We start from the raw sequence: 19,512 nt of genomic DNA on the forward strand, positions 1-19,512 counted from the left end.
GGGGCTTCTGCGGACGAGCTGATCAGGCGCGGCGGACGTTCGCCGCGCCGTCCGGCAGGAACCGCTTGCCGGTGACCTGCTCCGCGATGCCGCTGCGGTCCAGGTACGGCGTGATCCCACCGAGGTGGAACGGGTACCCGGCGCCGAGGATCATGCACAGGTCGATGTCCTGCGCCTGCGCGACCACGCCCTCGTCGAGCATGATCCGGATCTCCTCGGCCAGTGCGGTGAGGGCCTTGACCCGCACCTCGTCGGCGGTCAGCGGAGCGTCGCCGGCGTCGAGCAGCTTCACGACCTCGACGTTGATCTCGTCGTCGACCAGCAGCGGCAGGCCGGCATCGACGATCTTCTTGAGGTTCGGGCTGTCCACGTACCGGTCCGGGAACGCGGTGTGCAGCGTCTCGCCCACGTGGTACGCCACGGCCGGCCCGACGAGCTGCAGCAGCGCGATCGGGCGCATCGGCAGGCCCAGCGGGTCGAACGCCTCGTTCACCACGTCCAGCGGGGTGCCGGCGTCGATCGCCTTGAACACCTCGCTGGTGAAGCGGGTCAGCACCCGGTTGACCACGAACGCCGGGGCGTCCTTGACCAGCACCGAGGACTTCTTCAGCTCCTTGCCGACCGCGAACGCGGTGGCCAGGGTGGCGTCGTCGGTCTTCTCGCCCTTGATGATCTCGAGGAGCGGGAGGACCGCGACCGGGTTGAAGAAGTGGAAGCCGACGACCCGCTCGGGGTGCTCGAGGTCGGCGGCCATCTCGGTCAGCGAGAGCGAGCTGGTGTTCGTCGCCAGGATCGTCTCCGGCTTGACGATCTTCTCGAACTCGGCCCAGATCTGCTTCTTGAGCTCGAGGTTCTCGAAGACCGCCTCGATCACGAAGTCGGCGTCGGCGAAGACCGAACGGTCCACCGAGCCGCTGATCAGGCCGCGCAGCTTGGCCGCCGTGCCCTCGTCGAGCCGGCGCTTGGCGACCAGCTTGTCGATCTGCTCGGTGACGTAGCCGACGCCCTTGTCCACCCGGGCCTGGTCCAGGTCGGTGAGGACCACCGGGACCTGGAGGCGGCGCAGGAAGAGCAGGGCCAGCTGGGACGCCATCAGACCGGCGCCGACGATGCCGACCTTGGTGACCTTGCGGGCCAGCGAGGCGTCCGGGACGCCGACCGGGCGCTTGGCGCGGCGCTGGACCAGGTCGAACGCGTACAGGCTGGCGCGCGCCTCGTCACCCATGATCAGGCCGGCCAGGGCCTCGGTCTCGGCCGCGGTGCCATCCTCGAACGACGCGTCCTTGGCCAGGGCGAGCAGCTCGAGGGCCTTGTTGGCCGACGGGACCGCGCCGTGCAGCTTCTCGTCCAGCTGGTTCTTGGCGAACCAGAGCACGCCGTCCCACATCTCCCGGTCGATCTCCGGGCGCTCGACCGTGACGTCGCCCTTGACGACGCCCGCGGCCCAGGCCAGCGAGTCCTCCAGGAAGTCGGCGGCCGGGAAGAGCGCGTCGGCGACGCCCATCTCCTTGGCCTGCTTCGGGCGCAGCACCTTCTGGGTCAGCGGGTTCTGCAGGATGACCTGCGCCGCGCCGGCGATGCCGATCAGGTTCGGCAGCAGCTGGCTGCCGCCCCAGCCGGGAACCAGGCCGATCGCGACCTCGGGCAGGCCGAGCGCGGCCGCGCCGGTGGAGACGGTGCGGTAGTGGCAGTGCAGGGCGACCTCGAGGCCACCGCCGAGCGCCGCGCCGTTCACAAACGCGAACGTCGGGATGGTGCTGTTCTTCAGCCGGGCGAAGACCCGGTGACCCAGCTCGCCCAGCTCGGCGGCCTGCTCGTGCGAGGAGAGCAGCGGCATGCCGGTGATGTCCGCGCCGACGCAGAAGATGTACGGCTTGCCGGTGATCGCGATGAACGCCGGGTCGGCCGCGGTGGCCGCGGTGATCGCCTCGTCGAGCGACGTGAGCCCGGCCGGTCCGAAGCTGTTCGGCTTCTTGTGGTCGAAGCCGTTGTCCAGCGTGATCAGCGCGACCGGCTTGTCCAGGCCGGGGACCTTCACGGAGCGGACGAGAGCCTTGGTGACTACCTCATTGGGGTTCTCGATCACTTCGCGAAACCTTCCCAGTTGGGGTTCTCCCAGATCACGGTGCCACCCATGCCGATACCGATGCACATGGCGTTGATGCCGTACCGGACCTCGGGGTGCTCCTCGAAGTGCCGGGCCAGCTGCGTCATCAGGCGCACGCCGGAGGACGCGAGGGGGTGACCGATCGCGATCGCGCCGCCCCACGGGTTGACCCGCGGGTCGTCGTCGGCGATGCCGTAGTGGTCCAGCAGCGCCAGCACCTGCACCGCGAACGCCTCGTTCAGCTCGAACAGGCCGATGTCGTCGATGGTCAGGCCGGCCTTCTTCAGGGCCTTCTCGGTCGACGGGATCGGGCCGTAGCCCATGATCTCCGGCTCGACGCCGGCGTACGCGAACGAGACCATCCGCATCGCGACCGGCAGCCCCAGCTCGCGGGCGGTGGCCTCGTCGGCCAGCAGGGCCGCGGTGGCGCCGTCGTTCAGGCCGGCCGCGTTGCCCGCGGTGACCCGGCCGTGCGGGCGGAACGGGGTCTTCAGCGTGGCGAGCTTCTCCATCGAGGTCTCGCGCGGCGCCTCGTCCACGGTGGCCAGGCCCCAGCCCAGCTCGGCGCTGCGGGTCGCGACCGGGACCAGGTCGGGCTGCATCTTGCCGTCGGCATACGCCTTGGCCGTCTTCAGCTGCGAGTTCAGCGCGAAGCGGTCGGTGCGCTCCTTGGTGATGGCCGGGAGCCGGTCGTGCAGGTTCTCCGCGGTCGAGCCCATCACCAGGGCGGACGGGTCGACCAGCTTCTCGGTCAGGATCCGCGGGTTCGGGTCGGCGCCCTCACCCATCGGGTGCCGGCCCATGTGCTCGACGCCGCCGGCGACGGCGATGTCGTAGGCGCCCATGGCGATGCCGCCGGCGACGTTGGTCACCGCGGTCATCGCACCGGCGCACATCCGGTCGATGGCATAACCGGGCACCGTCTTGGGCAAGCCGGCCAGCAGGGCCGCGGTCCGGCCGATGGTCAGGCCCTGGTCACCGGTCTGCGTGGTGGCCGCGATCGCGACCTCGTCCACCCGCTCCGGCGGGAGTTGCGGGTTGCGCTTGACCAGCTCTCGGATGCAGCGGATCACCAGGTCGTCGGCGCGGGTCTCGGCATACATGCCGCCCGCCTTGCCGAACGGGGTGCGGACGCCGTCGACGAAGACGACCTCGCGTACTTCACGGGGCACAGCAAGCCTCCTTGCGGGCGTGAACCCTAAGCGTGTGAAGAATGCTACTCGCCGGTAACTAGTGGGTGCCAGGGCCTTGCCTAAACGTCACAGCTTTGTTTCGTGTGACGATCATGAAAAACCGAAAACCCCAGATCAAGAGCTTTTCGTCGTGCGTCCGCCGGGGTGCAGACCGCCGCTCCCGCCGGGACCCGGGGCGACTCGCTGGCCGCTGCGCGTCCATAACGCTCCCCACCCCGGGCGACGCCCGTGGGCGGTCGCGGTTTAAACCATAAAACCCTCCGGCGGGCTCTGCCGGAGAACCCCGGGCCGGGCGTAGCGTCGATCCATGGGTAAGCCGCTCACGTGCCGGCTGGGCCGGCACCGATGGGTCCGCCGCGCCACCGAGGACGGCGGCACCTACAAGCAGTGCGTCCGCTGCGGCAAAGACCACGACGGTCTCCGCCCCCAGCCGGGCTCCGGTTTCTCGATGTGATGGCGAAGGGCTCCGGCGCGACGCGCCGGAGCCCTTCGATCAAGCGGCCGGTTCTGGAGCGGGGAGCACCGTCGCCAGCTGGCCGGCGATCAGGCCTACCTGCCAGTTGCGGGCGCCGAAGCCGCGCAGCGTGTCGGAGACCGTCTGCGCGCTGATGTCGTCCGGCGGTGACCAGGCCAGCCGGCGGATGAAGTCCGGGCTGATCAGGTTCTCCGGGGGCAGCCGATGGGTCTCCGCGGTGCCCACCACGACCTGACGGCACCGGGCCAGCCGGGCCGCGGCGACCGGGTCACGTTCGGCCCAGCGGTGCGGCGGCGGCGGACCCTCCACCGGCACGTTCACCGGCAGCGCGTCGTCGGGCAGCGCCCGGGCCTGATCCAGCGCGTCCAGCCAGATCTTGGCGAGCCGGCGCACCGAACGGCCGCCGAACCCGGGGATGGCGAGCAGGGTGCGCTCGTCCTTCGGGTCGGCCTCGGCCGCGGCGACGATCGCCGAGTCGGGCAGCACCCGGCCGGGCGCCGAGTCACGGCGGGCGGCGATGCCGTCCCGGGCGTACCAGAGCGCACGGACCCGGGACTGTGCCCGGGCGCCCCGCACCCGGTGGATGCCGGACGTGCGGCGCCACGGATCGGCGCGAACCCGCGGCGGCCGGTCGGCGCCGGCCACCAGCGCGGCGAACTCCTCCGCCGCCCAGGCCGCCTTGCCCTGCCGGTCCAGCTCCGCGGCGAGCAGGTCACGCAGGTCGGTGAGCAGTTCCACGTCCAGCGCGGCGTAGGTCAGCCAGGAGTCCGGCAGCGGCCGGGTCGACCAGTCCGCCGCCGAGTGGTGTTTCTCCAGCGAGAAACCGAGCAGCTGCTCGGTGAGCGCGGCCAGGCCGACCCGTTCGAACCCGGCCAGCCGGGCGGCCAGCTCGGTGTCGAACAGCCGGCGCGGTTTCATCCCGAGCTCGGCCAGGCAGGGCAGGTCCTGGCTGGCGGCGTGCAGCACCCACTCGGTGTCGGCCAGAGCCGTGTCCAGGGTGCGCAGATCGTCGAGCGGGAGCGGGTCGATCAGCACGGTGCCGGCGCCGGCCCGGCGCAGCTGCACCAGGTAGGCCCGCTGGGTGTAGCGGTAGCCGGACGCGCGTTCGGCGTCCACGGCGACCGGCCCGGTGCCGGTGGACATGCGGGCGACGACCTCGGCCAGGTCGGTGGCGCTCTCCACGGGAGCCGGGGTGCCATCGCGGGGCGACGTCAGGGGAACTGCCTCGGAACCGCCAGAACTTGGGTCGGGCGGCACGGCGTGCGGTCCGTCCCCTGCTGACTCCGGCGCGTCCCGACGGCGCAGGGGTGCTTCGTCGGTCACTCCGTAACCGTACGGGGGTCACACCCCTGCTGTGCGCAGCCGGGTCCCGGCGCGCCGATTCTCGATCGACTTCTTAGGTTTCAACCATTGCGCGGTTTGCTCCGTATACCCGGGTGCCACGCCGACACCTTTGGGAGGCCGTGCCGGATGACCGCCACATACGAGCCCTTCACCCCTGCTGGTTCGCCAGAGCCCCGCCGGGGTCAGGATCGCTACACCGATCGTTACGACGACCGGTACGCGGATGACGGCCTGCGCCGCCCGGAGGACCCCTGGGCAGGGCAGCAGCAGCGTTCCTGGGAGGAGCCGGGCCCGGTCTGGGCGGAGACGAGCTTCGCCGAACCGCGCTGGGCCGAGCCGCAGACGCCGCCTTCCTCACCCGCTCCGGCCTACGCGGCGCCCGCCTCGCCGGCACCGGGTTATCCCGCGCCTTCCGCACCCGCGCCGGGCTACGCGGCGCCGGGCCCGGCGTCCTACCCGGCCCCCGGATACGCGACCACCGGTTACGCGAACCCGGGTTACCCGCCGGCCGAATATCCGGCCGCGGCCTACGAGACGCCGATGGCGGCACCCGAGCCCCGCGGCTCCCGGATGTCCGGGCTCGCCGTCGCCGGCCGCGCCAAGCCGCTGATCATGGTGCTGGTGTTGCTGCTGCTGGGCGTGACCGGCTGGCAGGCGTACCGGATCGAAACCATGATCAAGAGCAGCAACGACCTGGCCTCGGCGGTCGCCGGCGAGCAGGACCGCAGCGCGGAGCTGGAGAAGGCGCTCACCAACGTCTTCGACCCGGAGGGCATCTCGTCCGCGACGCTGCCCAGCGTCTTCCGGGTCCGGGCCGGTGACTTCACCGGCACCGCGTTCTCGGTCGGCACCAAGGCCGCCGACGGCACCGCGAACCTGTTCACCAACTTCCACGTCGTCGAGGAACTCTTCAAGACCGGCGCCCGCACCGTCACGCTGGAGCGCGGCTCGACCCGGATCTCCGCGACGATCATCAAGGTCAACCAGGCCAAGGACCTCGCGCTGCTCCGCGCCAAGCAGGAGATCAAGCCGATCGCCGTCGCTCCCGGCCAGGTCAAGCCGGGCCAGCAGGTGGTAGTGGTGGGCGCCCCGCTCGGCCTCGATGACACCGTCACCACCGGCGTGATCAGCGCGTTCCGCGAGGACGACAGCGACGGCCCGACGATCCAGTTCGACGCGCCGATCAACCCGGGCAACTCCGGCGGCCCGGTGGTCAACACGAGCAAGCAGGTGGTCGGCCTGGCCACCGCCAAGGCCCGCGACGCCGAGGGCATCGGCCTGGCCATCCCGATCGCCACCGCCTGCGCCACGTTCAACGTCTGCTGACCCACCCAGCGTGTGAAGTTCGGGTGCGCTCCGCACCACAACTTCACACGCTCGGTGGTGCCGGGCGTTGTGTGGGGACTTCGGGTGCGGAGCGGACCGTAACTTCACACGCTGTGGTGGTGAGGCGCGGGGGCGGCCTGGGGTGGCGCGGTGTCGCGTCGCCCCCTGGCGGGGACGTGGCTCGTAGCCTACGGACGGGACGCGGTATGCGTACCGAAGGAATGCCTGGAGGGGATCGGCGGTGCCGGCGGCAGCGGGCTAGGTCGCGGGGGCCCGGTGGTGGTCGGCGAGCGAGGAGACGCCGGGCGGCGGCAGGCCCGCGGTCGAGGCCAGCATGTCGCACCAGCCGCGCAGGTGGGCGCCGAAGTCGTCGGAGAGCGGGGTCCAGGACGCGCGGACCTCGAGATCCGCGGTCGGCAGCGGGCCGGCCAGCTCGCCGAAGCGGGTCGAGGCGGTCTGGGTGACCGTGCCGCCGATCGCCGTGTAGGACGCCGCGTGCATGTCCAGCGCGTCGGTGAGCCAGGTCCAGGAGACCGCCGGGAGCAGCGGGTCGGTGGCCAGGTCGGACTCGAGTTCCGCGGTGACCAGGGTGACCAGGCGCAGGTCGCCGCGCCACTGGTCGTGACCGGCCGGGTCGTGCAGCAGGATCAGCCGTCCGCTCGCCACCTCCTCGCCGGAGCGCAGGACGGTGGCGCTGAGCGCGAACGAGTACGGCGCGAGCCGCTGCGGCGCGGCGATCTCCTCCAGCAGGATCTCCGGCCGTGGCGAGTCCGCGCGCAACCCGGCCACCGCGCGGGTGAACACATCGGGAACAGCGGAGGGGGACGCCATGGGGGAAGAGTATGCCGATCTACGCCCGGAGAGCCGTCCGCCGCGCCGCCGGGCGTCTTCACTCACGTGGCACGATGGCGCGGTGACCGTTCTCAACGATTCCCCGTTCGTGCGTGCGTGCCGAGGCCTGACGGTTCCGCACACGCCCGTGTGGTTCATGCGGCAGGCCGGGCGCTCGCTGCCGGAATACCGCAAGATCCGCGAGGGGATCGGCATGCTCGACTCGTGCCGCCGCCCGGACCTGGTCACCGAGATCACGCTGCAGCCGGTCCGCCGGCACCACGTGGACGCGGCGATCCTGTTCAGCGACATCGTGGTGCCGATCGCCGCGGCCGGCATCGACCTGGACATCGTGGCCGGCACCGGCCCGGTGGTGGCCGAGCCGTTGCGCACCGCCGCGGATCTGGAGCGGCTGCGCCCGCTCGCCGCCGGCGACGTGGACTTCGTCGCCGAGGCGGTGCGCCTGCTGGTCGCCGAGCTCGGCAGCACCCCGCTGATCGGGTTCGCCGGAGCGCCGTTCACGCTGGCCAGCTACCTGATCGAGGGTGGCCCGTCGCGGACCTACCTGAAGACCAAGGCGATGATGTACGGCGCTCCCGACCTGTGGAACGCGCTGCTCTCCCGCCTCGCCCAGATCACCCTGACCTTCCTGCGGGTGCAGGTGGAGGCCGGGGTGAGCGCGGTGCAGCTGTTCGACTCGTGGGCCGGCGCGCTCTCCGAGGCGGACTACCGGCAGTACGTGATGCCGCACTCGGCCGCGGTGCTGCGCGGGCTGCTCGACGCCGGTGTGCCGCGGATCCACTTCGGGGTGGGCACCGGGGTGCTGCTGGAGGCGATGGGCGAGGCCGGCGCGGACGTGGTCGGTGTCGACTGGCGTACCCCGCTGGACGTGGCCACCAAGCGCATCGGCCCGGACCGGGCGGTGCAGGGCAACCTGGACCCGGCGATCCTGTTCGCCGGCTGGGACGTCGTCGAGCGGGAGGCGCGCCGGGTGGTGGCGCAGGGGCAGTCGGCGCCGGGGCACGTGTTCAATCTCGGTCACGGCGTCATGCCGGAGACCGACCCGGAGATCCTCACCCGCCTGGTGGCGCTGGTGCACGAGATCTCCGCTCGCTGAGGACCTTCGGCCCTGTCCGCAGGGCCCGCCGGTCGGGCAGTCTTCCGGCTGGCCGATTTCCAGCCGGCTGTCAGGGGTGTCTCCGCGCCGCGGAGGCACCCCTGACGACCAGCCGGGATCTCACAGCGGTGGACCCCGGTCGCCGTGCACGGGTGCGGCCTGGGAGGGTGGAGACGTGCGGAAGCGGATCGCGGTCATCGGCGGTGGCATCGCCGGCCTGGCGGCCGCCGTGCGCCTGCGGGATCTGACGCCGGCGGACACCGAGATCATCGTGTACGAGCAGAGCGGCGCCCTGGGCGGCAAACTGCGCACCGGCGAGCTGGCCGGCCTGCGGGTCGAGCGCGGCGCCGAGTCGTTCCTGAACGGCGCGCCGGACGGTGGCGCCTCCGCGGCGGTGCTCTTCGCCCGCCGGGTCGGCCTCGGTGACGCCCTGGTGCACCCGGCCGCCCAGCCCGCGGCGCTGGCGATCGGCGGCACGCTGGCCCGGATCCCGGCCGGCACCCTGGTCGGCGTGCCCGGGGACCTGTCCACGCTGGACGGCGTGGCGCTGCCCGACGAGTCCGCCGACCTCGACACCGGCCACCCGCTGCTCGCACCGGGCCAGGACATCGCGGTCGGCGAGCTGGTCCGGTCCCGGTACGGCGCCGAGGTGGTCGAGCGGCTCGTCGACCCGATGCTCGGCGGCGTCTACGCGGGCCGCGCCGACCGGCTCTCGCTGCGCGCCACCATGCCGCAGCTGGCCCGTACCGCGGAGACCGAGCACACCCTGCGCGGCGCGGTCCAGGCCGCACAGGCGCTGAGCAAGCGGGCACCGGGACAGCCGGTCTTCGCGGCCGTGGACGGCGGGATGGGCCGCTTGATCGGCGCGGCTGCCACGGCCGCCCGGGCGCGGATCAGTCTCGGCCTGCCGGTGCGCGAGATCATCCGTGCCGGGAACCGCTGGCACCTGGTGCTGGGGCCGGCGCCCGAACCGCAGACCGACGACGTCGACGCGGTGATCCTGGCCGTGCCGGCGCGACCGGCCGCCCGGCTGCTGGCCGACGCCGCGCCGGAGTCCGCGCAGGCGATCGGCGACCTGGAGTACGCGAGTGTCGCCCTGGCCGGGATGGCCCTGCCGCCCGGCACCCCGCTGCCCGAGCTGTCCGGCTTCCTGGTGCCGCCGGGCGAGGGCACCCTGGTCAAGGCGGCCACCTTCTTCACCCGCAAATGGCCGCACCTGACCGGCCCCGGGGGCCCGGTGATCGTGCGGGCCTCGCTGGGCCGGGCCGGCGAGGAGGACCGCCTGCAGCACAGCGATCATGCGCTGCTCGCGATCGCCCACCGGGAGCTCGGCGAGCTGGTCGGCGGGCAGCTGCCACCGGCGGCCGCGTCGTGGATCCAGCGCTGGGGCGGCGGGCTGCCACAGTACGCGCCGGGACACCCGGACCGGGTGGCGGCGGCGCGGGCCGCGCTCCCGTCCGGCCTGGCGCTGGCCGGCGCCGCGCTGGACGGTGTGGGCATCCCGGTCTGTGTGGCGAGCGGTGAGCGGGCGGCTGACGACGTGAGCAAGTATCTGGAGGAACTATGAGCGAGCAGAGCAACGCGGCCCGGATCAACGAGCTGAACGCCACCATCCGGTACACGATGTGGTCGGTGTTCCGGGCGTCCAGCCCGCTGCCGGCCCTGCGGGACGGGCTGGCCGGTGAGGTCGACGAGCTGTTCGCGCAGCTGGCGACGAAGGACGTGACGGTCCGCGGCACGTACGACGTGTCCGGGCTGCGCGCCGACGCGGACATCCTGGTGTGGTGGCACGCCGAGAACCCGGATGACCTGCAGGAGGCGTATTCGCTGTTCCGGCGGACCGGGCTGGGCCGGCACCTGACCCCGGTCTGGTCGCAGATGGCGCTGCACCGGCCGGCCGAGTTCAACAAGAGCCACCTGCCGGCGTTCCTGGCCGGTGAGGAGGCGCGGCCGTACATCTGCGTGTACCCGTTCGTCCGCTCCTACGAGTGGTACCTGCTGCCCGACGCCGAGCGCCGCGAGATGCTCGCCGAGCACGGCAAGATGGCCCGCGGGTACCCGGACGTGCGGGCCAACACGGTGGCGTCGTTCGCGCTGGGCGACTACGAGTGGATGCTCGCGTTCGAGGCCGACGAGCTGCACCGGATCGTGGACCTGATGCGCGACCTGCGTGCCTCGGGGGCGCGTCGGCACGTGCGCGAAGAGGTCCCGTTCTACACGGGTCGCCGGCGCTCGGTCAGCGAACTGGTCACCGCCCTGCCGTGATTTTTCAGGGACCTGGCTGAGCTGGCTGAGCTGGCTTGGCTCCGCTTCGCTCCGCGGGCGTTTGCCTTGGAGTTGGCGAGTTGAGGCTCGGTTTTTCGACGGCCGCGGGGTTTGCGGACGGCGGAAAATCGCGCCTCAACTCGCCAACGGCAAACGCCCCATGGGTACGTGGGGGATCCCGTCCTCCACGTACTCCGGGCCGGTCGCCTCGAAGCCGTAGCGGGCGTAGAAGGCGACCAGATAAGCCTGGGCGTGCAACACCACGGGGCCGTCGCCGATGAGCTCCAGGGCGCGCTCGATCAGGCGGCCGGCCAGGCCGGCGCCCCGGGCGCTCTTCGCGGTCACCACGCGGCCGATCCGGGCGGTGCCCTCGTCGTCGAGGATCCGCAGATACGCCCGGACCTCCCCGCCGCGGTCGAACCACAGGTGCCGGGTGCCGGGCTCGGCATCCCGGCCGTCCAGGTCGGGGTAGACGCACTCCTGCTCCACGACGAACACCTCACTGCGCAGACGCAGCAGGTCGTAGAGGGTGCCGGGGGTAAGATCATGGAACGAGGCCACGCGCAGCTCGTCCTGCGGTTGCGGGTGCATCAGTACAGCGTATTGCGGCGCGTCGTCACCCCGCCGCCGGTCCCGCCGTTGTAGTCAAGAGGCTACGGCCTGTGGAGGACCCATGATCAAGCGCAGTAAGTTGTTCGGCACCAAGACCCGGGTGACCTTCAGTCTTCCGGCCGACGAGCCGTCCGGTGTCGTCAGCGTGGTCGGTGATTTCAACGGCTGGCAGCCGGGGCTGCACGAGCTCCAGGTGCGCCGTAACGGCACCCGCACGATCAGCGTGCCGCTGGAGCCGGGCGAGTACCAGTTCCGGTACCTGGCGACCGGTGGTGTCTGGTTCGACGATCCCGAAGGCAGTGAACTCCGCCTATAAACGTTTCGCCGGACCCGCTCAGGGGATCTGCTGGAGCTGGCAACAGAATCTCTGAGGAGGCACCGTGGCAGACGTCAAACTGGCGATCGTCTATTACTCGTCGACCGGCACCGTGCACGCGATGGCGCGCCGGCTGCAGGAAGCGGCGGAGAAGGCCGGCGCCGAGTGTCGCCTGCGCCAGGTGGCCGAACTGGCCCCGGCCGAGGCGATCGCGTCGAACGCGGCGTGGAGTCAGCACTTCGACGCCACCAAGGCCGAGCCGCGCGCCTCGGCGGACGACGTGGTCTGGGCGGACGCCGTGCTGTTCGGCACACCCACCCGGTACGGCAACGTGGCCAGCCAGCTCAAGCAGTTCCTCGACACGCTCGGCCCGCAGTGGTCGCAGGGCCAGCTGGCGAACAAGGCGTACGCCGGGTTCACCGCGTCGATGACCGAGCACGGCGGCCAGGAGTCGACGCTGCTGGCGCTCTACAACACGATCTACCACTTCGGCGGGATCGTGGTCGCGCCCGGATACACCGACCCGCTGAAGTTCGCGGACGGCAACCCGTACGGCGTCTCGCACGTCACCGGGGGCACCAACGACGCGCCGCTGGGCGACGTGCAGTACGCGGCGCTCGACCACCTGGCGCGCCGCATCGTCACCATCGGCGGGAAGCTGGCCGCCTAGTACGGTTCTCGCATGGCCGTTGACACCCAATATGAAGAGCTGCTCCGGCGGGTGCTGGAGACCGGTACCCCGAAGAGCGATCGGACCGGGACCGGCACCCGCAGCCTCTTCGGCGAGCGCCTGCGCTACGACCTGTCCCAGGGCTTTCCGCTGGTCACCACGAAGCGGGTGCACTTCAAGTCGATCGCGGTGGAGCTGCTCTGGTTCCTGCGCGGCGAGACGAACGTACAGTGGCTGCGCGACCAGGGCGTGACGATCTGGGACGAGTGGGCGTCGGAGACCGGTGAGCTCGGCCCGGTCTACGGCTCCCAGTGGCGCTCCTGGCCCACGCCCGGCGGTCACGTCGACCAGATCGCCGAGATCCTGGACACGCTCCGGAAGAACCCCGACTCGCGCCGCATGATCGTGTCGGCGTGGAACGTGGGCGAGCTGGACCAGATGGCGTTGATGCCGTGCCACGCGCTGTTCCAGTTCTACGTGGCCGACGGCAAGCTCTCCTGCCAGCTTTACCAGCGCAGTGCCGACCTGTTCCTCGGCGTGCCGTTCAACATCGCCTCGTACGCCCTGCTCACCCGGATGGTCGCCGACCAGGCCGGCCTGCTCCCGGGTGACTTCATCTGGGTCGGCGGCGACTGCCACATCTACGACAACCACGTCGACCAGGTGCGCGAGCAGCTGACCCGGGACGCGTACCCGTTCCCGTCGCTGGAGCTCGCCGCCAAGCCGAGCCTGTTCGACTACGAGTACGCGGACTTCTCGGTTGTGGACTACCAGCACCACCCGGCGATCAAGGCGCCTGTAGCGGTATGAGCGACTGCACCGAGCGGCACCCCGCCGCACCTGAAGACGATGTTGTAGGCGAGGGCCAGGAGAGCATGCCGAACGCAGGCACGGTGTGACGGTGCACATGATCTGGGCGGAGGCCCGGAACCGGGTGATCGGCGCCGGGGGAGAGATCCCCTGGCGGGTCCCCGGCGAGCAGCAGATCTTCAAGGAACGGACGATGGGCGCCACCATCGTGATGGGCCGGTCCACCTGGGAGTCGCTGCCCCGCCGCCCGCTGCCCGGGCGCCGCAACGTGGTGCTCACCCGCGATCGTTCCTGGGCGGCGGAGGGTGCTCAGGTCGTACACGATCCGGATCTGATCGTCGAAGACGATTTCTGGGTGATCGGCGGCGCGGCGGTCTACGCGGCCTTCCTGCCCCGGGCCCGGCATCTGGTCCGGACCACCATCGACCTGGACGTGCCCGGCGACACCTTCGCGCCGGAGCTCGGCCCGGAATGGGCGGTGACCGCGGGCGCCGAGTGGCGGACCGCGACCAACGGTGTCCGATTCATCGTCGAAGATCTCGTCTGTTCCGTTGGGGCACAACACCAGGACACGTGAGATTCACCCCCGGTGACTAGCGTCGTTTGCCGACACATTCGTGCATATCGCTACCTGGGGGCGCTTGATGGTCACTCTGTCCGTCGTGACGCCGATGTTCAACGAGCGTGCGGCGGTGGACCACTTCGTCGCCCGGCTGCGCCCGGTGCTCGACGGCCTTGGCGTCACCTACGAGGTCGTGGCCGTCGACGACGGCAGCTCGGACGGCACCGTGCCACGTCTGCTCGAGCTGCGGGACGGCTGGGACCAGCTGCGGGTGGTGAAGCTGCGCCGCAACGTCGGTCACCAGTCCGCGCTGGGGGCCGGCCTGCGCGCGGCCCGCGGCGCGTACGTCGTCAGCATCGACGCCGATCTGCAGGATCCGCCCGAGGCGATCGGCGAGATGCTGGCCAAGGCCCGCGACGAGGACCTGGACGTGGTCTACGGGGTCCGCAGCGACCGCAGCACCGACACGCCGTTCAAACGGAAGACCGCGGGCGTCTACTACTGGCTGATGCGGCGCCTGGTCGGACCGTGGGTGAGCGGTCAGGCCGGTGACTTCCGGCTGATGAGCCGTCCGGTCGTCGACACCCTCAACGACCTGCCCGAGCAGCAGCCGGTCTACCGCCTGGTGGTGCCGTCGCTGGGGTTCCCGAGCGGCGAGGTCACCTACGTCCGGGCCGAGCGGGTGGCCGGTGAGACCAAGTACCCGCTCGGCAAGATGATCAAATTGAGTCTGGACAGCGTGACCAGCTTCTCGGCGGCGCCGCTGAAGATCGCCACCTGGCTGGGGCTCGTCACGTTCGTGATCTGCCTGGGCCTGGTGGTGAGCGGCCTGGCCGCCTGGGCGTTCGGGGTGGTCGTGCCCGGCTGGACGTCGCTCTACCTGGCGATGCTGCTGCTCGGCGCGGTCCAGCTGATCTGTCTGGGGATGCTGGGCGAGTACGTCGGCCGGATCTACGCCTCGACGCAGAGCCGGCCGCGCTATCTGGTGGCCTTCGACACCGGTGAAGCCACCGGCGAGGTCGACGTGCCTCTTGTTACTTCGGGTCGAGCCTGATCGACAGGCTGTTCACGCAGTGCCGGGTGTTCTTCGGGGTGAATCCCTCGCCCTTGAACACGTGGCCCAGGTGCCCGTCACAGTTCGCGCACCGGATCTCGACGCGAGTCATCCCGTGGCTGCGGTCCTCGATCTCCTTGACCGCACCCGGGATGGCGTCGTCGAAGGACGGCCAGCCGCAGTGGCTGTCGAACTTGGTGTCGCTGGGGTAGAGCTCCGTGCCGCAGCCGCGACACCGGTACATCCCCTCGTCCTTGGTGCTGACGTACTCACCGCTCCAGGCCGGCTCGGTGCCGGCCTGACGGAGCACCCGGAACTCGTCCGGGTCGAGCCGGATCCGCCACTCGTCCTCGGTGGTCGGCAGCGTGGTCTTTTCGGTTGCCATGCCGACAACGGTACGTCGGCTCCCGTCGCACCGCCGGTGCGCCGATGCGCGCCGACCGGCCGTTGAGCCTTATATGGAAGCTGCTGCATCTCCGACGTTCCGGCCGACCTTCCAGCAGGCTCTCGGCCACGGCCTCTACCTCGGCGCGTTGAGCGCCGTGGCGAGTGTCACGACGGGGGTGATCGCCACGATCTTCTGGCCCGGTCCGGACAGCCCGCCGTTGTGGTCGTGGGTGGTGCTCGTGCTGGCGCCGCTGCTGCTCGGCACCGCGGTCGGGATCATGACCGGCCGGCGGACCGGTGTCGAGGTGGTGGCCGGCGGCCTGCGTACGTCGTCGCTGCTCGGTGACGACGAGGCGCCCTGGAGCCGGGTGGTCGACCTGCGGGCCGAGCGCCGCGGTCGCCGCAACGTGGTCTCGGTCTACCTGGACTCCGGGGACAGCGTGCAGCTCCAGGCGCCGTACAGCGGGGGGTTGTTCGCCGCCGACCCGCAGTTCGAGCTCAAGGTGTTCGCTTTGTCCCATTTGTGGCGTAGTCACCGTTTCGGTGGACTTCCGGGCTGATGACGCGCCGGGGCGAGATTTCGGGTAAAACGGGCAATTCCCGCTAAGCTCCCGTGCGACCATGCAACCGTACCTTTCAGCAACAGAACGGATACTCCTCATGAGCTTTGTTCGTCGGCTGGCCCTGGGGCTGCCCGCGGCCGGCGTCACCGCCTTCGCCGCGCTCGCCATCTCGTCGCCGGCCCTCGCGGCTGACGCCGCCCAGGCGGCGCACCCGGCCGTCATGGTGAGTCCGGACCGGGGGAGCGCCGGGTACGGCGCCGAGCTCCCGGCCACCACCGAGCCCACCGCGACCTCGACCGCGACGGTCGGCCCGCCGGTGACCGCGACCGCCACCACGGCGGCCACGGTCAGCCCGGACGCCACCGGCGACACCCGCGGAAACTCCGGCTACGGGGGCGAGAGCCCGACCGCGACCCCGAGTTCGGTCCAGCCGACCGGTGACGTGCAGTCGGTGCCGCCGGGCGGCGTCAGCTCGGAGACCGCCCCGGCGCCGTCCGGGTCCGTCACCACCAAGGGCAGCGGCGTCAGCGACGACTCGCTGCCGCTGACCGGTGGGCCGGTCGGTGCGACGATCGGCATCGGCGCCGTTCTGGTCGCCGGTGGCGCGGGCGCGATGTGGTACGCGCGTAAGCGGAAGACCGCCTGACGCACCCTGTGTCCAATTTGTGAGGGTCACCCAATTTTGTCGGGTGGCCCTTGCGCCCTGTCCCGGGGCTCTCACGTCTCGCCGCGAGTGATTCGCCGGCCGGCCGGGCAGCCGGGCGGCGCGATCCGTCATATCGTCGAGGCATGCCGAAAGCCGCCGCGGAAGAACACCAGATCGCCGGCCACACCGTGCGCCTGAGCAGCCCCGACAAGGTCGTCTTCGCCGAGCGCGGCTTCACCAAGCGCGACGTCTTCGAGTATTACCTCGCGGCCGGCGACGGCATCCTGCGCGCGCTGCGCGACCGGCCCACCACCCTGCAACGCTTCCCGGACGGTCTCGACGGCGAGGCGTTCTTCCAGAAACGCATCCCCGCGCGCGGTGTGCCCGATTGGATCCAGACCGCGCAGATCACGTTCCCCAGCATGCGTACGGCGGACGAGCTCTGCCCGGCCGACCTCGCGCACGTCGCGTGGGCCGCGCAGATGGGCACCGTGGTGTTCCACCCCTGGCCGGTCCGAGGCGCCGCGCCGGACCAGCCCGACGAGCTGCGCATCGACCTCGACCCGCAACCCGGCCTCGGTTTCGGCGACGTGGTCGCGGCCGCCGGCGTGGTCCGCGAGGTGCTCGACGACATGGGCTGGGTCGGGTACCCGAAGACGTCCGGTGGCCGTGGCGTGCACGTCTACGTCCGGATCGCCGCGCAGTGGGACTTCGTGCAGGTGCGCCGGGCCGCGATCGCGCTGGCCCGGGAGGTGGAGCGCCGCCGCCCGGACGCGATCACCACGGCGTGGTGGAAGGAGGAGCGCGGCGACAAGGTGTTCCTGGACTTCAACCAGATGGCACGGGACCGGACGATCGCGTGCGCGTACTCGTTGCGCGCCAACGCCCGGGCCACCGTGTCCACGCCGGTGACCTGGGAGGAGCTGACCCGGGTCGAGCCGGACGACTTCGACCTGCGGACGGTGCCGAAACGGATCGCCGAGATCGGTGACCCGCACGCCGCGATCGACGACGTGGCGCACGACCTCGGTGTGCTGCTGGAGTGGGTGGAGCGGGACGAGAAGGCCGGCTTGGGCGACATGCCGTATCCCCCCGACCATCCGAAGATGCCGGGCGAGCCGAAACGGGTCCAGCCGTCGAAGGACCGCGACCTGAAGGCGCAGCGCTCGGCCGAGGCCTGATCGTGCGGCCGCGCCCGGCCGCGTTCTCCTCGAAGCGGCTCAGAGGGCGAGCTTCATGCCCTCGTGCGAGGCGGTGAAGCCGAGCCGTTCGTAGAAGCGGTGCGCGTCGGTGCGCCGCTTGTCCGTGGTGAGCTGGACCATCCGGCAGCCCCGCTCGCGGGCCCGCTCGATCGTCCAGCGCATCAGCTCGGCGCCCAGGCCCTGCCCGCGCCGGTCCGAGCTGATCCGGACCGCCTCGACCAGCATCCGCAGCGCGCCGCCACGGCTCAGCCCCGGGATGAAGGTGAGCTGGCAGGTCCCGATCACCGCGTCGTCCGCGACCGCGACGATCAGCTCGTTGTTCGGGTCGGCCTCGATCGCCGCGAACGCCGCCCGGACCGCCGGGTCCACCGTGGCCGGCACGTCACCGAACCCGCGCTGGTGGGTGATCGCGTCGTCGGCCAGCAGCGCCAGCACGGCCGGCACGTCGGCCGCGGTGGCGAGCCGGAACGTCACTTCGCCGGGCACCGCAGGCCCTCCTGCGGGACGGTCAGGTCGATCAGATAGTTGTCGACCGCCCTCACGATGCAGGGCGTCGACGGGTACGCGGTGTGTCCCTCGCCCTCCCAGGTCACCACGTGCCCGGTGCCGAGCATCTTGGCCAGGTCGGCGGTGTTCTCGTACGGCGTGGCCGGGTCACCGGTGGTGCCCACCACCACGATCGGGGGCGCGCCGGTCGCCTTGCCGGCCGGGTACGGGTCCCGCTTGCCCGGCCAGTACGTGCACGGCAGCATCCCCATCGCCAGCGGCGCCCCGAACAGCGGGTACTTCTTGCGCCACTCGGACTGCAGGGCGCGCACCTTCGCGACGGTCGGCGCGTCGTCGGTGTCCGCGCAGTTCACCGCGAGGTTCGCGTCGAACAGGTTGGAGTAGCTGCCGGTGGTCTCGCGCTCGGCGTACTGGTCGGCGAGGTCCATGATGCCCTTGGCGTCGCCGCCCTGCAGCTCGTCGATCGCCTGGGCCAGGCTGGTCCAGCCGGTCTTGGTGTAGAGCGACGAGATCAGCCCCACGAAGATCCAGCCGGCGGTGGCCTGCCTGCCGTCCTTGTACGCCACCGGGGAGTTCTCCGCCTTGGCCATCGCGTCGGTCACCGCGCCGCGCGGGTCGGCCGCGATCGGGCAGTCGGCGGCGTTCTGCTTGCACCACGCGGTGAAGTTGGTGAACGCCCGCTCGAAGCCCTTGGCCTGGGTCTCCGACCCCTGCACGTAGTTCTCCGTCGGGTCGACCGCGCCGTCGAGCACCAGGGCCCGGACGTTCTGCGGGAACAGCTGCGCGTACGTCGCACCGAGCAGCGTGCCGTAGGAGAAGCCCAGGTAGGTCAGTTTGGGGTCGCCGACCGCGGCGCGCAGCGCGTCCATGTCGCGGGCCGCCTGAACCGTGGAGAAATACGGCAGCTGGTCGCCGTACTTCGCGCCGCAGCCGTCGGCGATCTTCTTGTTCAGCGCGGTGACCTCGTCGAACTCGGCCTGACTGACCGGGTCCGGGTCGGCGGCGAAGCTGGCGTCCTGGTCGTCGTTGCTGATGCACTTGAGCGGGCTGGACCGGCTCACCCCGCGCGGGTCGAAGCCGACCAGGTCGAACTTGTCGGTGACCGCCTTGGGCAGGCCGCCGAGCGCCTCGCCGAACGAGAGGTAGACCGCGATGTCGATGCCCGAGCCGCCGGGGCCGCCCGGGTTGACCAGCAGCGAGCCGATCCGGTCCTTCTGCGTCGCGGACCGGATCCGGATCATCGCGACGTCGTAGGTCTCGCCGGCGACCGGCTTCGACCAGTCGCGGGGCACCGCGACGGTGGCGCAGTCGTAGCTCATCCCGGCGGCGGCCCGGCCGACCAGCTTCTCCGGGACGTCGGTGCAGGGGGACCACTGCGCGGCCGCGCCGGGCGTGGAGCCGGTGGTGGGCACCCCGCCACCGCCGTCGGCCGGCTTGGCCGGGTCGGCGGCGCCCTCGGGCGCGAACGCGGGCAGGGTGCAGCCCCCGGTGGTCATGACCATCGCGGTGAGCAGAGCGATGACCG

Annotated in this window: 21 protein-coding genes; 13 read left to right on the plus strand and 8 right to left on the minus strand. The window is 71.3% G+C overall.

Translation table 11 applies throughout. The annotated features are described in order from the left end of the window. Positions 1-22: 22 nt before the first annotated feature. Positions 23-2,086 carry a 3-hydroxyacyl-CoA dehydrogenase NAD-binding domain-containing protein gene (locus ADL15_RS14050; protein ID WP_067689520.1) on the minus strand — a complete coding sequence of 688 codons (2,064 nt, stop codon included), beginning with the start codon at positions 2,084-2,086 and terminating at the stop codon, positions 23-25. Further along, positions 2,083-3,279: a thiolase family protein gene (locus tag ADL15_RS14055; protein ID WP_067689523.1), complete on the minus strand. Its 1,197-nt coding sequence runs from the start codon at positions 3,277-3,279 to the stop codon at positions 2,083-2,085. Before ADL15_RS14055 ends, ADL15_RS14050 begins: the two co-directional genes overlap by 4 nt. Before the next feature lie 328 nt (positions 3,280-3,607). Between ADL15_RS14055 and ADL15_RS54140 the strand changes: the two genes are divergently transcribed. Then, complete coding sequence (locus ADL15_RS54140; RefSeq protein ID WP_198170761.1) at positions 3,608-3,754, plus strand: hypothetical protein; 147 nt, start codon at positions 3,608-3,610, stop codon at positions 3,752-3,754. A gap of 39 nt (positions 3,755-3,793) precedes the next feature. Here the strand turns inward: ADL15_RS54140 and ADL15_RS14060 are convergent, their stop codons facing one another. Then, positions 3,794-5,098 carry an HRDC domain-containing protein gene (locus ADL15_RS14060; RefSeq protein WP_067689526.1) on the minus strand — a complete coding sequence of 435 codons (1,305 nt, stop codon included), beginning with the start codon at positions 5,096-5,098 and terminating at the stop codon, positions 3,794-3,796. Between the two features lie 147 nt (positions 5,099-5,245). Here ADL15_RS14060 and ADL15_RS14065 point away from each other — a divergent pair, with 147 nt between their 5' ends. Next, positions 5,246-6,445, plus strand: a complete 1,200-nt coding sequence (locus ADL15_RS14065) for a S1C family serine protease (protein ID WP_067689529.1) — start codon at positions 5,246-5,248, stop codon at positions 6,443-6,445. A gap of 258 nt (positions 6,446-6,703) precedes the next feature. Here the strand turns inward: ADL15_RS14065 and ADL15_RS14070 are convergent, their stop codons facing one another. Further along, on the minus strand, positions 6,704-7,276 hold the full coding sequence (locus ADL15_RS14070) for a DUF3000 domain-containing protein (RefSeq protein WP_067689540.1): 573 nt from the start codon (positions 7,274-7,276) through the stop codon (positions 6,704-6,706). On the opposite strand from ADL15_RS14070, the gene hemE reads away from it, so the two are divergent. The 3 genes from hemE (at position 7,275) to hemQ (ending at position 10,658) form a co-directional block, all read left to right on the plus strand. Beyond that, positions 7,275-8,393: a uroporphyrinogen decarboxylase gene (gene hemE / locus ADL15_RS14075; RefSeq protein WP_083971230.1), complete on the plus strand. Its 1,119-nt coding sequence runs from the start codon at positions 7,275-7,277 to the stop codon at positions 8,391-8,393. The genes ADL15_RS14070 and hemE overlap by 2 nt on opposite strands. A 175-nt stretch (positions 8,394-8,568) precedes the next feature. Then, positions 8,569-9,960: a protoporphyrinogen oxidase gene (hemG, locus tag ADL15_RS14080; protein WP_067689546.1), complete on the plus strand. Its 1,392-nt coding sequence runs from the start codon at positions 8,569-8,571 to the stop codon at positions 9,958-9,960. Beyond that, positions 9,957-10,658, plus strand: coding sequence for a hydrogen peroxide-dependent heme synthase (hemQ, locus tag ADL15_RS14085; RefSeq protein WP_067689549.1), 702 nt, complete (start codon positions 9,957-9,959; stop codon positions 10,656-10,658). The genes hemG and hemQ overlap by 4 nt, the downstream gene beginning before the upstream one ends. A gap of 135 nt (positions 10,659-10,793) precedes the next feature. On the opposite strand, the gene ADL15_RS14090 is transcribed toward hemQ, so the two are convergent. Then, positions 10,794-11,249 carry a GNAT family N-acetyltransferase gene (locus ADL15_RS14090; RefSeq protein WP_067689552.1) on the minus strand — a complete coding sequence of 152 codons (456 nt, stop codon included), beginning with the start codon at positions 11,247-11,249 and terminating at the stop codon, positions 10,794-10,796. An 82-nt stretch (positions 11,250-11,331) separates the two neighbouring features. Between ADL15_RS14090 and ADL15_RS14095 the strand changes: the two genes are divergently transcribed. The 5 genes from ADL15_RS14095 to ADL15_RS14115 all read left to right on the plus strand — a co-directional run bounded on the left by ADL15_RS14095 (position 11,332) and on the right by ADL15_RS14115 (position 14,682). Beyond that, positions 11,332-11,586, plus strand: coding sequence for an isoamylase early set domain-containing protein (locus ADL15_RS14095; protein WP_067689555.1), 255 nt, complete (start codon positions 11,332-11,334; stop codon positions 11,584-11,586). Positions 11,587-11,650: 64 nt separating this feature from the next. Beyond that, complete coding sequence (wrbA, locus tag ADL15_RS14100; RefSeq protein WP_067689558.1) at positions 11,651-12,256, plus strand: NAD(P)H:quinone oxidoreductase; 606 nt, start codon at positions 11,651-11,653, stop codon at positions 12,254-12,256. Between the two features lie 12 nt (positions 12,257-12,268). Continuing rightward, entirely contained in the window at positions 12,269-13,066 is a 798-nt protein-coding gene (locus ADL15_RS14105; protein WP_067689561.1) for a thymidylate synthase, read from the plus strand. A 97-nt stretch (positions 13,067-13,163) separates the two neighbouring features. Next, positions 13,164-13,643, plus strand: coding sequence for a dihydrofolate reductase (locus ADL15_RS14110; RefSeq protein WP_067689826.1), 480 nt, complete (start codon positions 13,164-13,166; stop codon positions 13,641-13,643). Positions 13,644-13,710: 67 nt separating this feature from the next. Beyond that, positions 13,711-14,682, plus strand: a complete 972-nt coding sequence (locus ADL15_RS14115; RefSeq protein WP_067689564.1) for a glycosyltransferase family 2 protein — start codon at positions 13,711-13,713, stop codon at positions 14,680-14,682. Here ADL15_RS14115 and msrB read toward each other — a convergent pair. After that, a complete protein-coding gene (gene msrB / locus ADL15_RS14120) occupies positions 14,663-15,067 on the minus strand; it encodes a peptide-methionine (R)-S-oxide reductase MsrB (protein ID WP_067689567.1) in 405 nt (134 codons plus the stop codon). The genes ADL15_RS14115 and msrB overlap by 20 nt on opposite strands. A 73-nt stretch (positions 15,068-15,140) precedes the next feature. Here msrB and ADL15_RS14125 point away from each other — a divergent pair, with 73 nt between their 5' ends. The 3 genes from ADL15_RS14125 (at position 15,141) to ligD (ending at position 17,459) form a co-directional block, all read left to right on the plus strand. Continuing rightward, positions 15,141-15,629, plus strand: coding sequence for a hypothetical protein (locus ADL15_RS14125; RefSeq protein ID WP_067689570.1), 489 nt, complete (start codon positions 15,141-15,143; stop codon positions 15,627-15,629). Positions 15,630-15,729: 100 nt separating this feature from the next. Then, positions 15,730-16,278, plus strand: coding sequence for a hypothetical protein (locus ADL15_RS14130; RefSeq protein ID WP_067689573.1), 549 nt, complete (start codon positions 15,730-15,732; stop codon positions 16,276-16,278). A gap of 143 nt (positions 16,279-16,421) precedes the next feature. Then, positions 16,422-17,459 (plus strand): non-homologous end-joining DNA ligase, encoded by a 1,038-nt coding sequence (gene ligD, locus ADL15_RS14135; protein ID WP_067689576.1) that lies wholly within the window; start codon positions 16,422-16,424, stop codon positions 17,457-17,459. A gap of 39 nt (positions 17,460-17,498) precedes the next feature. Here the strand turns inward: ligD and ADL15_RS14140 are convergent, their stop codons facing one another. Together ADL15_RS14140 and ADL15_RS14145 are read right to left on the minus strand one after the other, a co-directional pair. Continuing rightward, positions 17,499-17,966: a GNAT family N-acetyltransferase gene (locus ADL15_RS14140; RefSeq protein WP_067689579.1), complete on the minus strand. Its 468-nt coding sequence runs from the start codon at positions 17,964-17,966 to the stop codon at positions 17,499-17,501. Next, positions 17,951-19,489, minus strand: a complete 1,539-nt coding sequence (locus ADL15_RS14145) for an alpha/beta hydrolase (RefSeq protein WP_067689829.1) — start codon at positions 19,487-19,489, stop codon at positions 17,951-17,953. Before ADL15_RS14145 ends, ADL15_RS14140 begins: the two co-directional genes overlap by 16 nt. Between the last annotated feature and the right edge of the window lie 23 nt (positions 19,490-19,512).

Origin of the sequence: Actinoplanes awajinensis subsp. mycoplanecinus, assembly GCF_001509495.1 — a bacterium.
Lineage (GTDB): Bacteria > Actinomycetota > Actinomycetes > Mycobacteriales > Micromonosporaceae > Actinoplanes > Actinoplanes palleronii.

Excerpts from the sequence above, each read along its gene's own strand:
- ADL15_RS54140 (WP_198170761.1), top strand. The coding sequence starts at position 3,608 with ATGGGTAAGCCGCTCACGTGCCGGCTGGGCCGGCACCGATGGGTCCGC.
- ADL15_RS14065 (WP_067689529.1), top strand. The coding sequence starts at position 5,246 with ATGACCGCCACATACGAGCCCTTCACCCCTGCTGGTTCGCCAGAGCCC.
- ADL15_RS14105 (WP_067689561.1), top strand. The coding sequence starts at position 12,269 with ATGGCCGTTGACACCCAATATGAAGAGCTGCTCCGGCGGGTGCTGGAG.
- hemQ (WP_067689549.1), top strand. The coding sequence starts at position 9,957 with ATGAGCGAGCAGAGCAACGCGGCCCGGATCAACGAGCTGAACGCCACC.
- ADL15_RS14115 (WP_067689564.1), top strand. The coding sequence starts at position 13,711 with ATGGTCACTCTGTCCGTCGTGACGCCGATGTTCAACGAGCGTGCGGCG.
- ADL15_RS14130 (WP_067689573.1), top strand. The coding sequence starts at position 15,730 with ATGAGCTTTGTTCGTCGGCTGGCCCTGGGGCTGCCCGCGGCCGGCGTC.
- ADL15_RS14125 (WP_067689570.1), top strand. The coding sequence starts at position 15,141 with ATGGAAGCTGCTGCATCTCCGACGTTCCGGCCGACCTTCCAGCAGGCT.
- ADL15_RS14070 (WP_067689540.1), bottom strand. The coding sequence starts at position 7,276 with ATGGCGTCCCCCTCCGCTGTTCCCGATGTGTTCACCCGCGCGGTGGCC.
- msrB (WP_067689567.1), bottom strand. The coding sequence starts at position 15,067 with ATGGCAACCGAAAAGACCACGCTGCCGACCACCGAGGACGAGTGGCGG.
- ADL15_RS14090 (WP_067689552.1), bottom strand. The coding sequence starts at position 11,249 with ATGCACCCGCAACCGCAGGACGAGCTGCGCGTGGCCTCGTTCCATGAT.
- ADL15_RS14110 (WP_067689826.1), top strand. The coding sequence starts at position 13,164 with ATGATCTGGGCGGAGGCCCGGAACCGGGTGATCGGCGCCGGGGGAGAG.
- ADL15_RS14095 (WP_067689555.1), top strand. The coding sequence starts at position 11,332 with ATGATCAAGCGCAGTAAGTTGTTCGGCACCAAGACCCGGGTGACCTTC.
- ADL15_RS14145 (WP_067689829.1), bottom strand. The coding sequence starts at position 19,489 with ATGGTCATGACCACCGGGGGCTGCACCCTGCCCGCGTTCGCGCCCGAG.
- hemE (WP_083971230.1), top strand. The coding sequence starts at position 7,275 with ATGGGGGAAGAGTATGCCGATCTACGCCCGGAGAGCCGTCCGCCGCGC.
- ligD (WP_067689576.1), top strand. The coding sequence starts at position 16,422 with ATGCCGAAAGCCGCCGCGGAAGAACACCAGATCGCCGGCCACACCGTG.